This window comes from Streptomyces sp. NPDC048290 (assembly GCF_040652095.1).
GTDB lineage: Bacteria > Actinomycetota > Actinomycetes > Streptomycetales > Streptomycetaceae > Streptomyces.
Genome location: NZ_JBEZLM010000016.1, coordinates 1 through 16,409 on the forward strand (window position 1 = coordinate 1; position 16,409 = coordinate 16,409).

General features: G+C 64.8%; 10 protein-coding genes and 3 pseudogenes. 9 read left to right on the top strand and 4 right to left on the bottom strand.

The features are described from left to right. Window positions 1-146, bottom strand: a 146-nt coding sequence (locus AB0D49_RS25855; protein WP_362761802.1) for a transposase, incomplete at its 3' end; no start/stop codon positions are given. 214 nt (window positions 147-360) lie between these two features. On the opposite strand from AB0D49_RS25855, the gene AB0D49_RS25860 reads away from it, so the two are divergent. The 9 genes and pseudogenes from AB0D49_RS25860 to AB0D49_RS25900 all read left to right on the top strand — a co-directional run. Continuing rightward, entirely contained in the window at window positions 361-924 is a 564-nt protein-coding gene (locus AB0D49_RS25860; RefSeq protein ID WP_362761533.1) for a hypothetical protein, read from the top strand. A gap of 555 nt (window positions 925-1,479) precedes the next feature. Then, on the top strand, window positions 1,480-1,764 hold the full coding sequence (locus tag AB0D49_RS25865; RefSeq protein ID WP_362761535.1) for a hypothetical protein: 285 nt from the start codon (window positions 1,480-1,482) through the stop codon (window positions 1,762-1,764). Between the two features lie 900 nt (window positions 1,765-2,664). After that, window positions 2,665-3,126 carry a hypothetical protein gene (locus AB0D49_RS25870; protein ID WP_362761537.1) on the top strand — a complete coding sequence of 154 codons (462 nt, stop codon included), beginning with the start codon at window positions 2,665-2,667 and terminating at the stop codon, window positions 3,124-3,126. A gap of 256 nt (window positions 3,127-3,382) precedes the next feature. Beyond that, a complete protein-coding gene (locus AB0D49_RS25875) occupies window positions 3,383-3,652 on the top strand; it encodes a hypothetical protein (RefSeq protein ID WP_362761538.1) in 270 nt (89 codons plus the stop codon). Between the two features lie 65 nt (window positions 3,653-3,717). Then, window positions 3,718-4,509, top strand: a complete 792-nt coding sequence (locus AB0D49_RS25880; protein ID WP_362761540.1) for a hypothetical protein — start codon at window positions 3,718-3,720, stop codon at window positions 4,507-4,509. A 166-nt stretch (window positions 4,510-4,675) separates the two neighbouring features. Continuing rightward, window positions 4,676-5,276 (top strand): annotated as a pseudogene (istB, locus tag AB0D49_RS25885) (IS21-like element helper ATPase IstB); the annotation flags it as partial. A gap of 1,592 nt (window positions 5,277-6,868) precedes the next feature. Further along, entirely contained in the window at window positions 6,869-7,039 is a 171-nt protein-coding gene (locus AB0D49_RS25890; protein WP_362761542.1) for a helix-turn-helix domain-containing protein, read from the top strand. 311 nt (window positions 7,040-7,350) lie between these two features. Further along, window positions 7,351-8,256 (top strand): tyrosine-type recombinase/integrase, encoded by a 906-nt coding sequence (locus tag AB0D49_RS25895; protein WP_362761543.1) that lies wholly within the window; start codon window positions 7,351-7,353, stop codon window positions 8,254-8,256. 123 nt (window positions 8,257-8,379) lie between these two features. Then, a pseudogene (locus tag AB0D49_RS25900) lies at window positions 8,380-8,544 on the top strand (pirin family protein); the annotation flags it as partial. 165 nt (window positions 8,545-8,709) lie between these two features. Here AB0D49_RS25900 and AB0D49_RS25905 read toward each other — a convergent pair. From AB0D49_RS25905 to AB0D49_RS25915, 3 genes and pseudogenes are all read right to left on the bottom strand, one after another. Continuing rightward, a pseudogene (locus tag AB0D49_RS25905) lies at window positions 8,710-9,177 on the bottom strand (transposase); the annotation flags it as partial. Between the two features lie 77 nt (window positions 9,178-9,254). Then, window positions 9,255-9,704 carry a hypothetical protein gene (locus tag AB0D49_RS25910; RefSeq protein WP_362761545.1) on the bottom strand — a complete coding sequence of 150 codons (450 nt, stop codon included), beginning with the start codon at window positions 9,702-9,704 and terminating at the stop codon, window positions 9,255-9,257. Window positions 9,705-9,800: 96 nt separating this feature from the next. Continuing rightward, entirely contained in the window at window positions 9,801-16,322 is a 6,522-nt protein-coding gene (locus AB0D49_RS25915) for an RHS repeat-associated core domain-containing protein (protein ID WP_362761546.1), read from the bottom strand. Between the last annotated feature and the right edge of the window lie 87 nt (window positions 16,323-16,409).

Sequence of the window (16,409 nt, forward strand, 5' to 3'; positions counted from 1 at the left end):
TCCTTATGGATGCCCAGGTCCTTCGCGACATGGGCGACCGGACGACCGGAGGTCTGGACTTCGCGGACGGCTCGCTCACGCAGCTCGTCAGGGTATTTCCGTGGTGCAGGCATCGGACCTGTTCTCCCATCTGCCGAGGCGATCATGCCTGGCTTCAGGGCCGCTACAAAATCCGGTTCAGCTCACTGCTCGGCGATCGTGGACCGGGTCACCTTCAACGCACACATCGTCGAGACCGGCACCGATAGTCTCCGCCTAGCCCAGACGCAGAAAAAGCGCCGCCAATACTGACGTCTGCGGGGCAAAGGATGAGTTCTGCAACCACAAGTCGCAAACATCGAACGCTGCTACCCTGCAAGGATGCGGTCAATCAACTTCCAGGTGACATACCACTATCCGGCTCCCCGATTCGAGGGAAGCGTCACTCCGGCCACGGTTTCGCAGGAAATCCGCACCCACTCCAAAGGGCCAGGTTTTCTAAACATCACGGTGGACGGAATTCCGCTGATAGAACTAGTCCGGCGAGTGGAACTGCCCTACGCGCAAGCCGAACAGGAACATCTGGCCAAAGAATCCCCCTCCGAACCCGCCCCGGTGCTTGCGGGCGACTACATGCCGCTATCTGCTGGGTTCGGCTGGCCTAATCGACACTTTCTTGGAGAGTCGAAGAGCCTCCCTCGCGGCGGGAAGGAGGGCGAAACGACGCTTCTGGAGTGCACATGCGGCATGGATGACTGCTCCGCACTAATGGCCCGGATCACCGTGACATCTCAAACCGTGACGTGGTCGGCGTTCCGGAACACCTTCCGCGACTGGGATCTGAGCGCGCTCGGGAGCTTCACCTTCTCCCGCCCACAGTACGAGGAATCGCTCAGAACAGCAGCGGCGAGGCAGCAATCAGCTTCCGGCCACACCAGCAGTTGAGAGAGTCCAGCATTGCTACTTCCTGACAACGACACTGAGGCCGGCGCCCTACCAGGCGCCGGCCTCAGCCACTGCTGGGCCCGTCCGTTCTCCGCCGGCTGAACCAATGCCCCTGCCCGTCGTCCACCGCGGATCGGAGAATCCGACGGTCCCGGATCGAACACGGGTCGAGATCCTGCGGTCCGTCGAGCCTGTCGGGGGCCCTCCGTCCGGTCCGGATCCGATGCCTTTCACGCTACCGCCCCAGCCCCCCTCCACGACCAGCGAACCCACCCGAACGGGGTGGGGCCAAAACAACTTGTCGGAGCCAGGTTGACGCCCCTCACCCGGCCCCGTCATACCTCAAGTGGAGCACCTCCAGTGCCGGAGTGGAGCCAGAGCAACCTGTCACAAACAGGCCAGTGCGGATCAGAAGCCGTGTCTCAACCGATCATGGAACGTTGCCCTTGCCGAATTCCTCATCCATGCAGGTGGGATGGGGTTTCGGTGCCAGCCGTGGGCGCTCGAGCCCGCCGCTATCGCGCGGCGGCGGTGGGCGCGGCATGATGATCGGTCGTGCTGCTGAGACTGGCGTACCTGGGCGTGACGAATGCGTTCGCGATGCTGCGACTGCTACCGATGAGCGACCGCGTGAAAGATGTCGAGATCCTGGCCTTGCGCCATCAGATCGGGGTTCTGGAGCGGCAGCTGAACGGGCAGCGGGTTCGATTCCACGCGAGCGACCGGGCGTTCCTGGCGTCGCTCTTCCATGGCCTGCCACGGGAGATGGTGCGCCGGATGCGGCTCCTGGTGCGGCCGGACACGGTGCTGCGCTGGCACCGCGATTTCGTCGCCCGCTGACACGCCGCCCAGTCCAAGCCGAAGCGCGGAGGCCGGCCCCGCACCGTGCACTCGATCCGAGTGTCGTCGACGATCCGGCGGTGTGGGCGCCGATCCATAGAATCGCCGGAACGCTGGACAAAGCGCTTCCTGAGCTGTTCGCGCCTGACTATGACCAGCGGCTTGAGGCCGCTCGTGAGCGGCTTCGGCCGGAGGACTGATCGAGCGGTCTGAACTCCTGACCTGGCCGCGGGTTGGGGCTCGTAGAAGGTTCCGTATGGTGCCGAGCGAGAAGCTGCTGGCGATGGAGTCCGTGATGCGGGGCGACCGCTGGCCTCATTGCCCGTCCCCACTGCTCCGGCCACTCCGCCGGACAGGGTGGTACGGCCTGGCCCGTACCTGCGAGGCTGTCGGGCCCTCAGCGGGGCGTCTGCGGATCGGGGAGCGCGGCGATCTTCTTGCTGTTGTCCGCAGCCAGGCGCTCCAGGCGCTGGTACGCCTCCTCGGTGAGGGCGCGGTCGGAGGTTGTGGATCTCGCCGTGGTACGCCCCCTGAGTCGCTTCTCCGACGGACGGCCCGGTTGCGGTGCACGACAGGTCCTTCGACGTGCCCGGTTTGATCGTGAGGGTCCCCGAGCACTCTGGGTCCAGGTGCACTGGCGTCCCGTCCCGGTCGACAGCCCATGAGTAGGTCACGGGGACAGCCTTGGAGGCACAGGCGCCGGCTTTCGTTCTCATGTTCCCCGGCCCCACGCACGTCCAGCGTTCGTGTGCCCGGCCACTCCTTCGTGCAGCACTCTCCATTCCGCCAGGTGGTTGACCGTGGTGGGGCACGGTTCCCCTGCCGGACTCGCCGGAGTTCGACCCACAAAGCCGCGTGCCATGCCACCCTGGGGCCGTCCAGGACACCGGAGGCGAGACGGTGACGGATCAGAGGACTGCTGAGAATGCCGGCCAGGTCCGTGACGAGACCCTGGCCCTGTTGCAGGACCGCTCGCGCCCGGAGCCGGTGACCGACGCAGATGTCCTGAAGGCGATGGCGGACGTCGACAAGGAGTCCGTGACCCTGATCAAGCGGGCCGCCCGAGGGCTCGACCTGGACACTTTTGAGGTCGCGGCCTTCCAGCGGCGTCACGCATGGCTTGCCGTCCGGCTGCCTCGCTTCGCGGACGACGACCCCGGCCTCGCCGCCAGTCTCACCACGGCGGCCGAGGAATCGGTCACGGCGTGGCTGGACGCCCGGGATCACGCTGTGCGGGTCAGTGCCGGCTGGCATCCCAGACGAGACCAGCCCGCCAACCCACGAGCTGCGGTGGTGGCCGAGCCTGTTCGGCGCCCCGGAGAAGTGGCGGCTCACCAACAACGACGGCTTCCTGGTCGGTGAACTCGACGGTTCGTCTGACCTCGACGAAACCGAGCTGCGCTCCTGGACGGAACGGCAGTTGGACGGCCGCAGGGTCACCAACCTGGGCGTCGACGTCTGGCCCGATCCCTCAGTTCCGTGTGCGGGACCGGAAGACCTCTGCTGCCCCGTTTATCACGTACACACTGTGGCTGTGGTGCTGCCCGGCCCGGACGACCCGCCGTTTTAGAAGTCATCTCATTTGGGGTGTTCGAGCCCCGCAGGTCCAAGGAGCACGATGAGCGAACCTGCCCCCGACGATCTGCGCTGCCCTCGCTGCGGTGACCTGCCGGAGCCGCTCATCTGCCTCGGTCACAACGCCGATGGCACGCCCGCCTCAGACACACCCGCGGCGATCGTCGCGCTGGAGGCCGAGCTCGGCCTCGAACGCGACGATCGCCACCGGAGCGCCGGTGCCGCGCTCGGCGATGCCCAGACCGCCGCGATGCTGCGTGCCATGTCCGACGACCCCGCACCGGGCACTGGCCACAGCGAACACGGGCGCTGACGGAGAACAACGCCGAACGCGAGGCGGTGAGATCGTGTACTGGTTGACTGTGCATCGTGAATGAGATGAGCGAGATACCCGATGCCGAGGACGGCCGGGGGCCCGCGCCGGAACCCCGGGCAAGTGGGCACAGTCCGGTGCGGCAGGCGTCCATGTTCCAGAGCACGGCCTGGCCTTTGTCGTCGCTGGCCCTGCTCTCGGTGGACCTGGAGACCGTGGCGCAGCGGCTGAGGCTGACTCTGGAGACGTCGTGGGACGGGCACGGCCCGTTGCGAGGGGCGTACTTCGAGCTGGACGGAACGGACTTCGTCGTCACCCACCACGAGGGCGACGCCCCGGGAACCCACGTGTGGACCCGGAAGGGCGGGCCCGTCGACCCCGCCGCCCGCGCCGGCAGCGTCCTCACGGCTCTCGGCGTCGGGCCGGAGGCCGTCTCGTACTCCACCTTCGGGGTCGGCACCGACCTGTCGCAGCTGCCCGCCGCCTGGGGGCGCGGCCGGGGCAGGGCCACACGGTCGCACCAGGACATCTGGGCCAACTTCAGAAGCAACCCGAAGGGCTTCCTCGACCGTGTCACATTCGCAGCCGTGATCGGGTTCCTCAACGGCTATGGCATGGCCTCCGGTGAAGCCCTGCTGCACGGGTTCGCGCAGTGGCTCGCCGACAGGCTGGGATACGGCCGGAGCCCCCTGGTGTACTGGGTCCTGGCCGAGAGACTGATCTTTCCCGACGGCCGTCCCGAGGACCCCTGGTCGCCCGAGACCGAGCAGCACGCCGTGGAGGGTCTGATCGGGCTGATCGACGAGTACTTCGATCAACTCGCCGGTGACCCGAAGGAGCACACTGCACCGGTGTGATCGACGACGCCACCGGACGCGGGCACCTTGCTTGTCCGCCTGACGCGGCAGAAGGCCCAGCCCGTGTGTGGGGGCCCGGCAACCGGCCCGCTGCTCCGGGCCGCGCACTCCGGCGTGGCGGTGTCCCCGCGAACGCCCAGGGCCGAGCACAAGGCACTGGTCGCCGAGGCGCCGTTCCGAGCGCCGGATCAAAGCCGCGGGCTTCCCCCGCGAGAAGGCACTGCGCACCTTCGAGTTCGACGCGAACCCCGCCATCGACCCGGCTGCCATCCACACCCTTGCTTCCTGCGAGTGGGTCCGCAAAGGGCTGCCGCTGTGTCTGATCGGCGACAGCGGCACCGGCAAGTCGCACCTGCTGATCGCGCTGGGCACAGAGGCCGCGATGGCGGGTTTCCGGGTCAAGTACGTGCTGGCGACCAAGCTGGTCAACGGACTCGTTGAAGCGGCCGACGATAAGGTGCTGACCAAGACGATCGCCCGTTACGGACGGGTCGATCTTCTCTGTATTGACGAGCTGGCTACATGGAGCTTGACCGGCGCGGAGCCGAACTGCTGTTCCAGGTTCTGACCGAGCGCGAGGAGAAGAACAGTATGGCCATCGCCTCCAACGAATCCTTCTCCTCGTGGACCAAGACCTTCACCGACCCCAGGCTCTGCGCAGCCATCGTGGACCGCTCACCTTCGGCGGCAACATCATCGAGACCGGCAGCGAGTCCTACCGCCTGGCCCACATCAGAGCCCGCCAACAGGCCAGCGCGGGCTCCTGACGACCGGTGTCACCGTTCCCGAATGCGCCACCACCACCAGCGCCCCGCTGTCCATTCGCTCACCCAGCCCGGGTTCGGAAGAGTACGCCGCTCGAACTCGATGTCGATCTGCTCTGCCAAGCGGCCCAGATCAGCTCGAGCTCCTCTCGGCAGGCGCTGCAAAGCCACTTCCAGATCATCTCGACCGTCTTCGATCTCGATGCCGGGACTCTCATAAGGGCCAGTCAGATATCGTCCCGGCTGCCTGAAAGCCCACTCGAACCGGCTCAGTGCGTTAGCAACCGCGTCCGGCCACAAGTACTCGGCCTCAACACGTCGCACTGCTGCCCGGGTTCGAGCGGATACACCCGGAATCTGACGGACCAGCACGTGCTTGGGTGGCCGCCACCGCTCAGCGCGGAGGGCCTTCGGGCGCCTACGCGGCATCGCCCTTTCGGATCAGAACCATGTCGGCATTCTGCCACGGCCCGCGCCTTCGAGGGTGGGGCCAACAGACTCGGTCACGTTTCCCATCGAAGATCCCCAACTGGGGCCATCGGTGTCGTTCCGCTGGGGCCAGCAGACATGTTCGAGGCCACCCGGGGCTGGATGCCGGTCAGGCAGCGAGGACGCGTCGCAGGTCCTGCACCGCAGATTCGCGAGTGTGGTGGGCCGGGATGGACCGATGGAAGTCCAGTGCGCGGCGGTGGACGAGGCCCGTGCAGTAGGCGTCGGGCACCGTCGATCACACCATCCGGCTCCAGGACCTGAACGTGCGCTGCCACACCACTGCGGCCGACGATGTCCTCGCCTGGCTCACCGGTGAAGGGCTCACACTGGGGACCTGTACCCAGACCGGTTCGCTGGCCTGAGACACCAGGACGGGTTTGCCGGGCAGTGTGTCGATGTGTCGCTCATGCATTCGCTGCTGCCCAGTGGCAAGTCCGATGGAGGCTGCCTCCAACTTAGCGGCTTGGAATGGCGGCAAGGCGGCCATAGGTGTGCGAGGGATGGCATCCGTGACATGGACCGCCGACCTCGGGTTCGTTCCTGGCGTATCCAGCAGCGGCTACCGCGATAGAGCATGACGCTTGGCCGGATCTGGAAGAACGCCACGACATTCGCCCACGGCAGACAAGAAAGATCCGGGAAACACTGGAAGCTGCCCTGAGAACATGTCAACGTGTGACTCACCGAGAAACGTCGCACTCAAAAGCCTAACCCGCAATTGAGGGTAGGCGAGCGACCTGCAACCCAAGTCCGCACTCATCCGATAGATCCCCGAGATGTTGCTGTGGATCGTGGGCGTTGATCCCGCTGTCCGGCTCGCGTTGATGCTGTCTCGCCTGGCGAGCAGCACTGCAGGTCGAGCCTCATGGGAGTTCTCACGTGCTCCTGGGGCCCTCCGTGTGGAAAGTACACCATGATCGCCGGTTAGCAAAATCGGCGATCGCGGTGACCATTGATTGCAGTTGAAGTCTGCAATGGCTGAGTTCGCAGGTGCAGTCTCAGTCGATTGCTGTGGAGGGTCTCCTCGGCAGCCTTGGGAGGCTGTGTGGACCTCCGCTCGGATTCCTGCAGTCTGGTCTAGGAGAAATATGAAAAAGCATTTCATGGACGCCAAGGAGATCGCGCAGTATCTCAATATGTCGCTCACCTGGGTCTACCGAGATGCTCGGCGTTGCGGCCTAAAGGTGTATAGGTTTGGCACTGGTAAGAACGCAAAGATTCAATTCAAGACTGCTGAAGTTCTGAAATGGATCGAGCAGCAGAAAAACAGTTGAAGTGCCGCAAAGCACTTCTCGTACGTTCTCGTGGGCTCAATGGATAGGAGGAATTAGGCGGTTTGGCTTTTACGGGACTCATTCGAGGGATGGGTACTTTCTTCAAAGAGTGCGGTCACCCCGAGTCGAGGTGGTCCAAGTGTCCCCATACCTACAAAATAAGATATCGAAACATCAATGGGAAGCAGACGGATGAGTCCGGATTTTCGACCCAGGGCAAAGCCATCGAGCGGCTCATGGAGGTGTACCGAGAAAGGAAGGGGGCGACTCGCGGCCATAGCAGGGCTGAACGTATCCAGAAGTATGGCGCCATGCGGTTTGAAGTCTATGCTGCCGAGTGGAGACAAGGGCAGCGAGACCTGGCAGTGGCTTCGGTGCGGCACCTTGATTCGTTGCTTGACCATCACATTCTTCCGTTGCTTGGCAGTCGGCGAATGGATTCGTTCGATCACAAGGTCGTGGACCGATTCATCCAGAGCATGGAGCGAAATGGTGCGGGCCTAGCGACACAATCCAATGCGTTCGACAAGCTCAAGGCAATTCTTCTCGATGCTTATAGGCTGGGAATCTTCGAGGAGAACCCACTTGCTGGGGTTAAGTCTCCTCAGTACCATCCCAAGCGCGCTGTTATTCCCTCAGTGGCCCAACTTCGCGGAATCCGTAATGCAGGTGACGACACCTTCCGGTTGGTTGTCGACCTCATGAGTGGATGCGGAATGCGCAACGGCGAAGCGGCGGCAATTCGAGTCAACAACATTGTTGCCGATGACGTCTACCGAATTTCCGAGCAGGTGAACCAGACCACCAGGCAGTACGAGCGCCTCAAGCATCGTAAGCCCGGAGACTACCGTGACGTGCCGCTGCCTGCTCGTATCAGGCGGACCATCGAATGGTTTGCAGAGAAGCATGGAACTGTCGATGGCTACCTTCTCCGGCATCCAGTGGATCGCGGCAAGACGTTCCCCTACTACTACCTTGCGAACCAATGGCAGCGGATCAAGAAATCCGGGGACGTGGACATACCTGACGGGATGGTCATGTATGGCTTCCGTCACTTCTTCGCCTCGAACTGCCTGTCGCAGGGCATCCCGATCACAGACGTCGCCGCCTGGATGGGACACAAGAGCGTCGACGTCACGTTCAAGGTCTATCGCCATCTCATGCCCGGCTCGGTGGGTAAGGCCGCCAGAATGCTGGACGTTGGACTGGGCGCCTGAGCCGGGTTGGACCTCCGCCGCACAGTGAGGCGGAGGGAAACAGCACGCTGCGATGCTGACCTTTTGCTGACCCCCTGGTACACAAACTGCGCTTGACCTGCGGAAACACCAAACTCGCGTGAGATGTGGTGGAACTTCATCGGCCGTTCGCACGAGGACATCGCGAAGGCCCGACGGGACTGGATGGAGGGCGACCGCTTCGGGGTGGTGACCGGGTACGACGGTGATCGGCTGCCGGCTCCTGAGCTGCCGACGATCGCGCTGAAGCCGCGGGGTCGGGCGCGCTGAGCTGGGGAAACTTAGGTGAGGTGAGCGCCCTCGGTCGATCGAGATTGCGTCCCCCTGGTCGGTGCGACGAGGGGGCGCAGTCGAGATGGAAACGGGCTCCCGCGAGAGAGCCCGAACTTCCAAGTGTTTGCAACTGTGACCTTACATGTTCAGGCACTCGCTGACGGATGATTCGATGCCCTTGCGGGCGATGCGGTGCCGGATGCCGCAGGATGACAGTCGGCACCGCGGCTGGCGGTAGTCGTAGCCCCTATCTGCGTGCAGCTTGCCGGGACGCCGGCGTCGGGTCCGCTACGTTGGCGGACGCGTGGGACGCCGCGGACCAGTGGGATCAGGGCCTGGCCGTCGTGGAGGTTCGCGGCGGAGATACCGAGGGACAGAGGCAGGCCGCCGCAGTCGACGACGAGGTGGATTGCGCTCCGGCCTTGCCGCGGTCGGTCGGATCCGGTCCCGTCAGTTGCCCCCTTTGAGGGCTCGGACACTGACCGACTCGATCGCGCAGCGCGACCAGTCCGGCCTGCCCTGGGACCCGAGTTCGTCGAGGACCAGGCGGTGGAGCTTGGCCCACACCCTGGCCACGGTCCACTCCGTGAAGCGTCGGAGGGCAGTGACCCCGGACAGTCCGAAGCCCGGAGAACTCCGGGAGATCGGTCAAGGGCCAGCGACGTTCCGCCGATGCCGATCACCCGAGGCACGGACCCGGGCGAAGATCACTTCTCACGAATGAAGCGGACGCCCAGGCTGCACGGCACGTCGGGGTCGTTCGTGGCGCAAAGGGTGTCGCCGCCGTCGACAATGGCGAGTTCGAGGATGCAGCCGAAGTACTCGCGCTCGAAGCCGAGGCCGATCCATGAACCCGACTTCGCTGTGTTCGATCTGAAGCTGCTGCCATTCTCTTCGTCAACCATGAACCCCCAACTACCGGTCGATTCACCACCCGGGCAGTCCGTCTCGGCGAGCCTCTCCGAGTCCAGACCTGCGGCAGCAAACTTCCGGTCAGCCGAGAACGACAGTCTTTCCCCGTTGGGTCCGTTCCAATTCCCGACGACACGGTCCGCCGAGACTCTCGCGGATTCATCAGTAGCGCACGCGGTCAACAGGAGGAGAGGAGCAACGGCGGCACCGACCCATCGGGTTGGTTTCAACACGGTCTTGAACACGGGCTCATCCTAGAGGTTAAGTGTGAGGGCGAGGGTGGGGGGCGGAGTTTGGTGGCCAGCCTCGGCCCCCCACCATCGATCAAGTGCCTTGCCTGGCTAGTCGAGCCACTCGGAGTAGTTCACGCACTCGTTCAACGGCCACTTCTCCTCCCAGGAGAAGTCCTCGACCACTGCCGCTCCGAAGGTGTCCTCGAAAGCAGGGTTCCACGACCTGGGTATGACGTGGGTCGCAGATCGCCAGTCGGACTTGTTCGTCACCTTGAAGCTCAGGGTGACGCTTTGGTCCTTTTTGTTGATTGACTTGATCTGGCCCTGTCCGTTGTAGCTGCCCAGGAATGCGTCTGCCTGATTCTCCGTCCCTAGCGCGCCTTTGGTGAGAACACCGGACATGTCAAGTGCGAAACCGCGCAAGGAGTTGAACTTGTACCAGGGGCTTCCGGGCTCGGGACCTACGTCTTTGTAGTCCATGTTCGCCGCTTCCTTCGCGTACGGGGCCTTCATCCCTTTGTCCCGGGCCTGTCCCACGAGTGTCGCGCGCATCTCGGACACGGTCGGGTCGACCGCCAGGATTGCGGTGAACGCGTCTCCGCCCCGGAAGTCCTGGTGCTCCCGCAGGGGGTATCCGCCACCCCACAGCCAGCCAAAGAACAGGGAACGGGACGTCTCCCAGCGGTTCGCCGCCTTGGGGTCGTCGACGATGCCCCAATCGCGGATCGATGCCAGCCACTCGTCCATGGTCTGGATGGGCGGGTTGAACGGCAGGTCCCAGGACTTGGTGATGTAGTTGAATGTGGCGCCGGGCGTCCACGGGGTGACGGACCGGCCTGTCGAGCCTCCGGACGAGGTGGAGGCCGTACCACCGCCTCCACCTCCGCCTCCACTTCCGCCACCGCCACCGCCTCCACCACCGCCGCCGGAGGTGTTGCCAACCATGATGTTGCCGGGAATGAGAATAAAGGCCATACCGGTCGGGTCGGCGTTGGTCACAGGGTTGTCGCCTGCATAGGCGTAGCCGTTCAGGGTCAGTGGTTTATCGGGTTCGAGCAGCGGATCTACGCTCAGGAAGCGACCGAGGCTCGAATCGTACTGGCGTGCTCCGAGCAGCGTCAGTCCCGTCGTTCGGTCTGCGGGCTTTCCGAGGAATGCCTTGTCGTCGGGCCAACTGTCGGACGCCGGGCCGCGTGTACCACCGAAGGGCATGGTGTACCGCTTGGTGAAGGCCAGCGTGTCTGAGGTGATCGCCAAGCTGGCGGTGCCGTGGTGGTCACCGGCGAGGAAGGTCAGCTTCGTATCGGTCTGGCCCGCGGTGGAGGTCCGCACGCCGAGGACAGTGTCCCCCGCCTTGTAGGTGCGAGCACCGGAGAGGGCCTTGGTGGCGCCCTTGCCGCTGACCTTGAGCCGGACCTCAGTGACGCCGAGGTAGAGCACCGTCTCGCCGTCGGTGGTGGTGGGCCGCCTGATCAGCAACTCCCCACTCGCGTCATAGACATAGCCGGTGCCGGTGGCCGGAGTGCCGCCCGTGGCGGGTTCGCTCGCTGTGGCGAGCCTGCCTTCGGCGTTCCAGGTCAGGGTCTGGGGGCCCTGGGTGCCCGGCCGGGTCTCAGTGTTGCCGGTGACGTCGTACGTGTACGACTCGGTCTTCGTGCCAGTCACCGTCGAAGACAGCGCGTGCGGCTGGCCCTTGGCGGTACCGTACTTGTACTCGGTGGTGACATCGCCCGAAGTGCTGTGCTCTGTCTGCTGAGAGCGCAGTCCTGAGACGTTGTAGTCGTAGCCGGTCCAGTACGGTGCGGCCCCGCCGAGGTTGGCGGTGGTGCGGCCGGTCGCGGCGCAATCGGCCGTCTTCGGGGTCCAAGCCTCACTCAGGCGCCGGTAGCCGTCGTAGGCGAAGCACTGGTAGTCCTCCTTACCAGTGCCGCCCAGGGTCGTGCCGTCGAAGAGAGACGTGATGTTGCCTGCGTCGTCCTGGGTGTACTTCATCTCCTGGAGCATGTATCCATGGACATCGTCCGTGACGTACGACCGGGTCAGTCGGCGGGTACCAGCCTCGTAGTCGTGATTGACATACATCTTCCTGGCGGAGGTCGGGTCGGTGGCGAGGGTCATCTGGCGCAGGTCACCAAGCGGCGAGTAGGTGACTCCCTGGAGGTAGCCGGTGGTGCCCCTGGCGGTCAGAACCCGGCCCTGCGCATCGTGGGTGTACGACACGGTCTCAGCGGGCAGCCCGGCCACAGCGGGCGCAGCCGCCTGCTTGACGGTGCCGTCCAGGTTGTATCCGGTGGAGAAGGACAGCTTGTCCGGCACTCCGGATCTGACCAGCTCGTCGTCCACGGGCAGTATCAGCTGATTGCCGGTGACCTTGTACATGGCGTCGTAAGCGGTGACCTTCTGGGTGTAGGCCCTGCCTGTGACCCCGCCCTCGTACCGTACGGCCGTATCCTGCTGGCCCTTGGCCAAGGTGTCGAACGTCCAGGCCGCCAGCTTGTTCGCGTCCGTCTTGGACATCTGCCACATGCCGGTCTTACGGCCGAGGATGTCGTACTCGAACAACAGTTCCTTGCCGCGGCTGTCGGTGGACCTGACCGCCTGATCGAGCTGGTTGTGCTCAGTGTCCGTCGTACCCTTGTCGGGGTCGGTGACGGACGTCTGACGCCCGAAGAGGTCGTACTTGTACGTCCAGGCCGATCGGTCGTGCGCGGTGATGCTCTTCTGCCGGTCGGCGGCGTCGAAGGTGTACTGGGTGGTCATGAAAGCGGTCCCGGTGGGCTGGGTGCTCGCGTAGTCGCGCCGCTCGACGGTCTGGCCGAGAGCGTTGGTGACCACCGCACTAGCGCTGCCGCCGGCCGGGGCGCTGGTGAGAACAGTGTCGCCACGGTAGGTCGTGACAACCGACCACTCAGCGACACCGTAGCTCTTGGTGACCACTTTGGTGACCCGGCCGGCGCCGTCGTAGGTGCTGTCCGTCTGCCGGGGTGCCTGACCGCCGTCGATCTGTGCGATGGTGCCGGAGGGAACGGCCTTGTCGTCCCAGATGTCGGACTGGGCGGTCACGGGGTTGCCGCGGCCGTCGTACAAGGTCTGGGCGATGATCCGCCCGCCTGCGGCCGACGGGGCCTGCACCTGGCGAGTGCGCAGCAGCGAGTCGTAGATCTCATAGGTGGTGTTGTATCCGGAGCCGTCGCCGTTGAGGGTGGCGCTGGACACCCACGGAGGTGAGGTGGACTTGACAGTGTAGGCGTAGACATAGTTCGCGCTCTTCCCGAGCGCGCGGGAGCGGTTGGGCAGCCACACGCTCGTGACTCGGCCCAGGCTGTCGTACGCGGTCTCGGTTACCTTGCCGTTCGCGTCGGTGACCTTCAGTTCGGCACCGCTGGCAAAGTCGTGGACCGTGACGGACTTGTGGGCCTTGGCGTTGCCGACTGTCGTCCGCGTCAGCGGGCCAGCAGCAGGCGGCACGTACTCCGTCGTGGATGTGGTAGCGCTGTCGGCGTTCTTCACCAATGTCGGCCGACCGAGCTTGTCGTACTCGGTGACGGCGGTCTGCTGCCACTGCGGCTGGTTGTCGGTTCCGTACCCTTTGGCGCGCCCGGTCCACCGAGGGTCACCCTTGGTGGGCGTCTGGCTGGCCGACCACGTCACGGTGTCGTAGGCAGTCGCGGAGTCGGATACGACGTCCCCTGTCCGGCTGTGGTCCGCGGGCAGGTCCAGATCGGCGTCTGCGACAGCGCAGGCCCGGGCGACGATCCGGGTCCTGGAGACCAGCGATGTAAGGCCGCTGGCCTCGCTACGGGCGTACCAGATACGGGTGCACTTTTCGTCACCGGAGACCGAGTTGTCGCCCAGGTCTTCTACGGTGGCGACCATGCCGTAGTCGTCGTACGTAGTCCTCGTGGTGCGGACCCGGTCGTACGGAGTCACCTTGCTGGTGATGTGGGTACGGGCGTGCGAGGCGCCGACGCGCACGTAGTACGCCTCAGTGTCGGCATAGGACTTGTGCTGGGTGGCCGTCCGCTTGGACCAAGGGTCGTTGACGGTGCCGGAGACCTCGAGGGCGCCGTCGTAGGAGACGGTTTCCCTGGTGAGACCGGCGAACTGCTCAGAGTCGGTGATCTCGGCAGCCGTGATCCCCGCGACCTTTACTGTCCTGCGGGCCTCCGGGTCCGGCGTCCTACCGTCCGTCCCAAGGATGCGGTCACCGTTCATGCCCCGCAGGAACACGGTCACGGTCTTGGTCTGGGTGGCGCCCGAGGGCCCGGTGAGCTGGGTGACCTTGCCGAAGCCTCGCCATTCGGACCAGGTGCGCTCCTTGACCGGGGTCAGCGGGTCCTCGTTGTAGTGCCAGGCTCCGCCGCCGGAGTACTGGTAGGTGTGCTGAACGGCCTCCGAGCCACCGAGCGGGTCGGTGGTGCGCACCGAGCTGACCGGGTACTTCTGGAACCAGTCGAGAATCGGCTCCGCCTGGCCGTAGGGCGACCAGTACACCGGGAAGCAACGCCTGGTGTTCTCATCCACCTTGGGCATGGTCTGGCCGACGGCGCAGTCCGCCGGCAGATAGTCGACTATGGTCTGCGCACCCGTCTCGGACACGACCTGCTTCAGCCGGGGCCTCTCGAAGGACAGGATGTCGTCGCTCGGGCCGTCGACCCGGTTCGGCAGAAAGACGTGGGAGAACTTCACCGGGTCCAGGGTGAGGTCGGTGCCGTGCTTGCCTGTGTGCTTGATCTCGTCCAGCCACAGCGACTGGTCGGTCGCGTCCCCTGTGTCACCCGGGTCCAGGTAGAGATGCTTGAGTTCCCAGGTGTCCACCGGCGTGAACGCCGGGGTGGCCGCAGCCGCATCCCAGACATAGGTGGTAACGGCGGTGATCCGCTTACGGGTGAAAAAGGTCGGGCTGTCCAAGTAAGCGCACTTCTCGCCGTCCTTGCAGATCCGGTCGAAGGGTACGTCCGGCCAGTTGTCCCGGGTGCTCTCGGTCAACGCGTCGCAACCATTGCCAGAGGCGAGGCACCGCTCCGCGTGGCTGAGGACGATCTTGTGCGAGGCGGCCGGAGTGGCACTGAACAAGGCATCGGCGCGCTGCCCGTAGCGGATCTCCCTCAGGTAGCCGCCACGGATGTAGGAGGTCCCGGTGTCATCGTCGCCGAGTTTGTCATAGTTGTTGGTCTCGTCCTCGTACCAGTAGGTCATGGCGTTGCCATGGCTGTCCTCGCTGTAGTCGAGGTTCCAGCGCCACGCCTGCTTCTTGTCCCGGCCAGAGAACGAAGTGCCCTCCGCGTAGCCGGGTTCGCCCTCGTCGTCACCGAAGACGGGCACGGTCCACACCGATTTGGTGCGTACGTCGGCTGCCGCGCCGTCGAGCTTGTTCAGGCCGAAGACGTACTTGGTGCCGTCACCGGTGACAACGGTCCAGTGCTCACCGTTGTCGTCGCCGTTGTCCGCCCCTGTGGATCGGGTGACCTTGGAGGCGTCGTCGTTCTTCAGCCGCCACTCGCCGGTGGTGTCGTCCTTGACAAGCTCGGTGGCCTGGCCGTTCAGCACCAAGGATGCATTGTCGTACTTCCAGCACAGGTCGTATCTGTCGCTGTGCCCGTCATCGGTGCAGGAGCCGTACTTTCGCTCAATGTACGACGAAGTTAAATCGAAGCCCTCACCGACGTTGGTGCCCTGGTTGTTGGTGGTGGCGGTTCGGCCGTCCACACTGCCGGAGTCGTAGGAGATCGCCATCTGCGGAGTCTGCCCCGCAGCGGGCTGGGGCGCTTTGAGTGGATAGCTCCACGTGAATGTTCCGGAGCTACCGCCGGCCTCCCAGGTGGAGGAAGCCGACAACGGGGTCGCTTTGTAGTCGCCGTCGGCGGAGGCCGTGCCAGCGTTGACCGCCAGCATGATGGCAGGGGTTCCGGTCTCGGCCGCCGGCGCGAAGGACAACTCGGTAGTCAACTCCTCCTCACCTCGGTTGTTGGTGAAGTCGACTGATGTCGCGGTGCGACACTTCGCAGCTTCGGGGTCACAACCCGACAAGCGCGCGAACTGGAGGCGGCTGGCCCAGCCCCCTCCGTACGCCGACGCGAACGCAGAGTAATTGATGCCAAGCTCGGCCCGGCCGCCCTTCTTCGGGCCGGACACCCTCAGCACCACGCCCTTGACACCCAGTGCCCGCGACGCCGCCTGATCGAGGACTGTCACGGTGACTGATCGGGCACTCTCGGCCCTGTTCTCGGTCGGCGCCTTCAGGGTGACGGGCAGCCCGCCCGGCTCAGCTTCCGCCCTTCCGGACGCAGGTAGGGTGAGCCGAGCGGAACCACCGCCAGGCCAGGCGGTGGTTATGGCCTGGTCCCTGCGAGCGCGGGCGGCCGCGCTCTGGTCCGCACCGGCTGCCTCCCGCACGGCTGCGACCGTCCGCGGATCCTGCTGGGCAGTGAACGGCTCAACCTTCACCGCTTGCGGGGCAGACAGTTTGGGTCGGCCGAGCGGATCGACATCGTTGGCAACCGCTGCTGCAGGGGCGAGCAGCCCGGGCATCAGACCGATGCCGACGATCACCCCGACCCGCCGAATCCAGGGTGCCCCGGATGCTCCTGTTCTGGCCCGGCCAGGCCGGGCCGGTGGTCTGTGTCGCATGCTGTCCTCTTTCTGAGAGGTGAGAAGAAGAGACGTGAGAAGAGCGCGCCGACGATCTGGGCAGGGTTGAAGCGGCCCGGGGCGGGA

What these genes read in the sequence shown, in the direction of transcription:
- AB0D49_RS25875 (WP_362761538.1), top strand. Translation starts at nt 3,383, where the DNA reads ATGAGCGAACCTGCCCCCGACGATCTGCGCTGCCCTCGCTGCGGTGAC.
- AB0D49_RS25915 (WP_362761546.1), bottom strand. Translation starts at nt 16,322, where the DNA reads ATGCGACACAGACCACCGGCCCGGCCTGGCCGGGCCAGAACAGGAGCA.
- AB0D49_RS25890 (WP_362761542.1), top strand. Translation starts at nt 6,869, where the DNA reads ATGGACGCCAAGGAGATCGCGCAGTATCTCAATATGTCGCTCACCTGG.
- AB0D49_RS25860 (WP_362761533.1), top strand. Translation starts at nt 361, where the DNA reads ATGCGGTCAATCAACTTCCAGGTGACATACCACTATCCGGCTCCCCGA.
- AB0D49_RS25880 (WP_362761540.1), top strand. Translation starts at nt 3,718, where the DNA reads ATGAGCGAGATACCCGATGCCGAGGACGGCCGGGGGCCCGCGCCGGAA.
- AB0D49_RS25895 (WP_362761543.1), top strand. Translation starts at nt 7,351, where the DNA reads ATGCGGTTTGAAGTCTATGCTGCCGAGTGGAGACAAGGGCAGCGAGAC.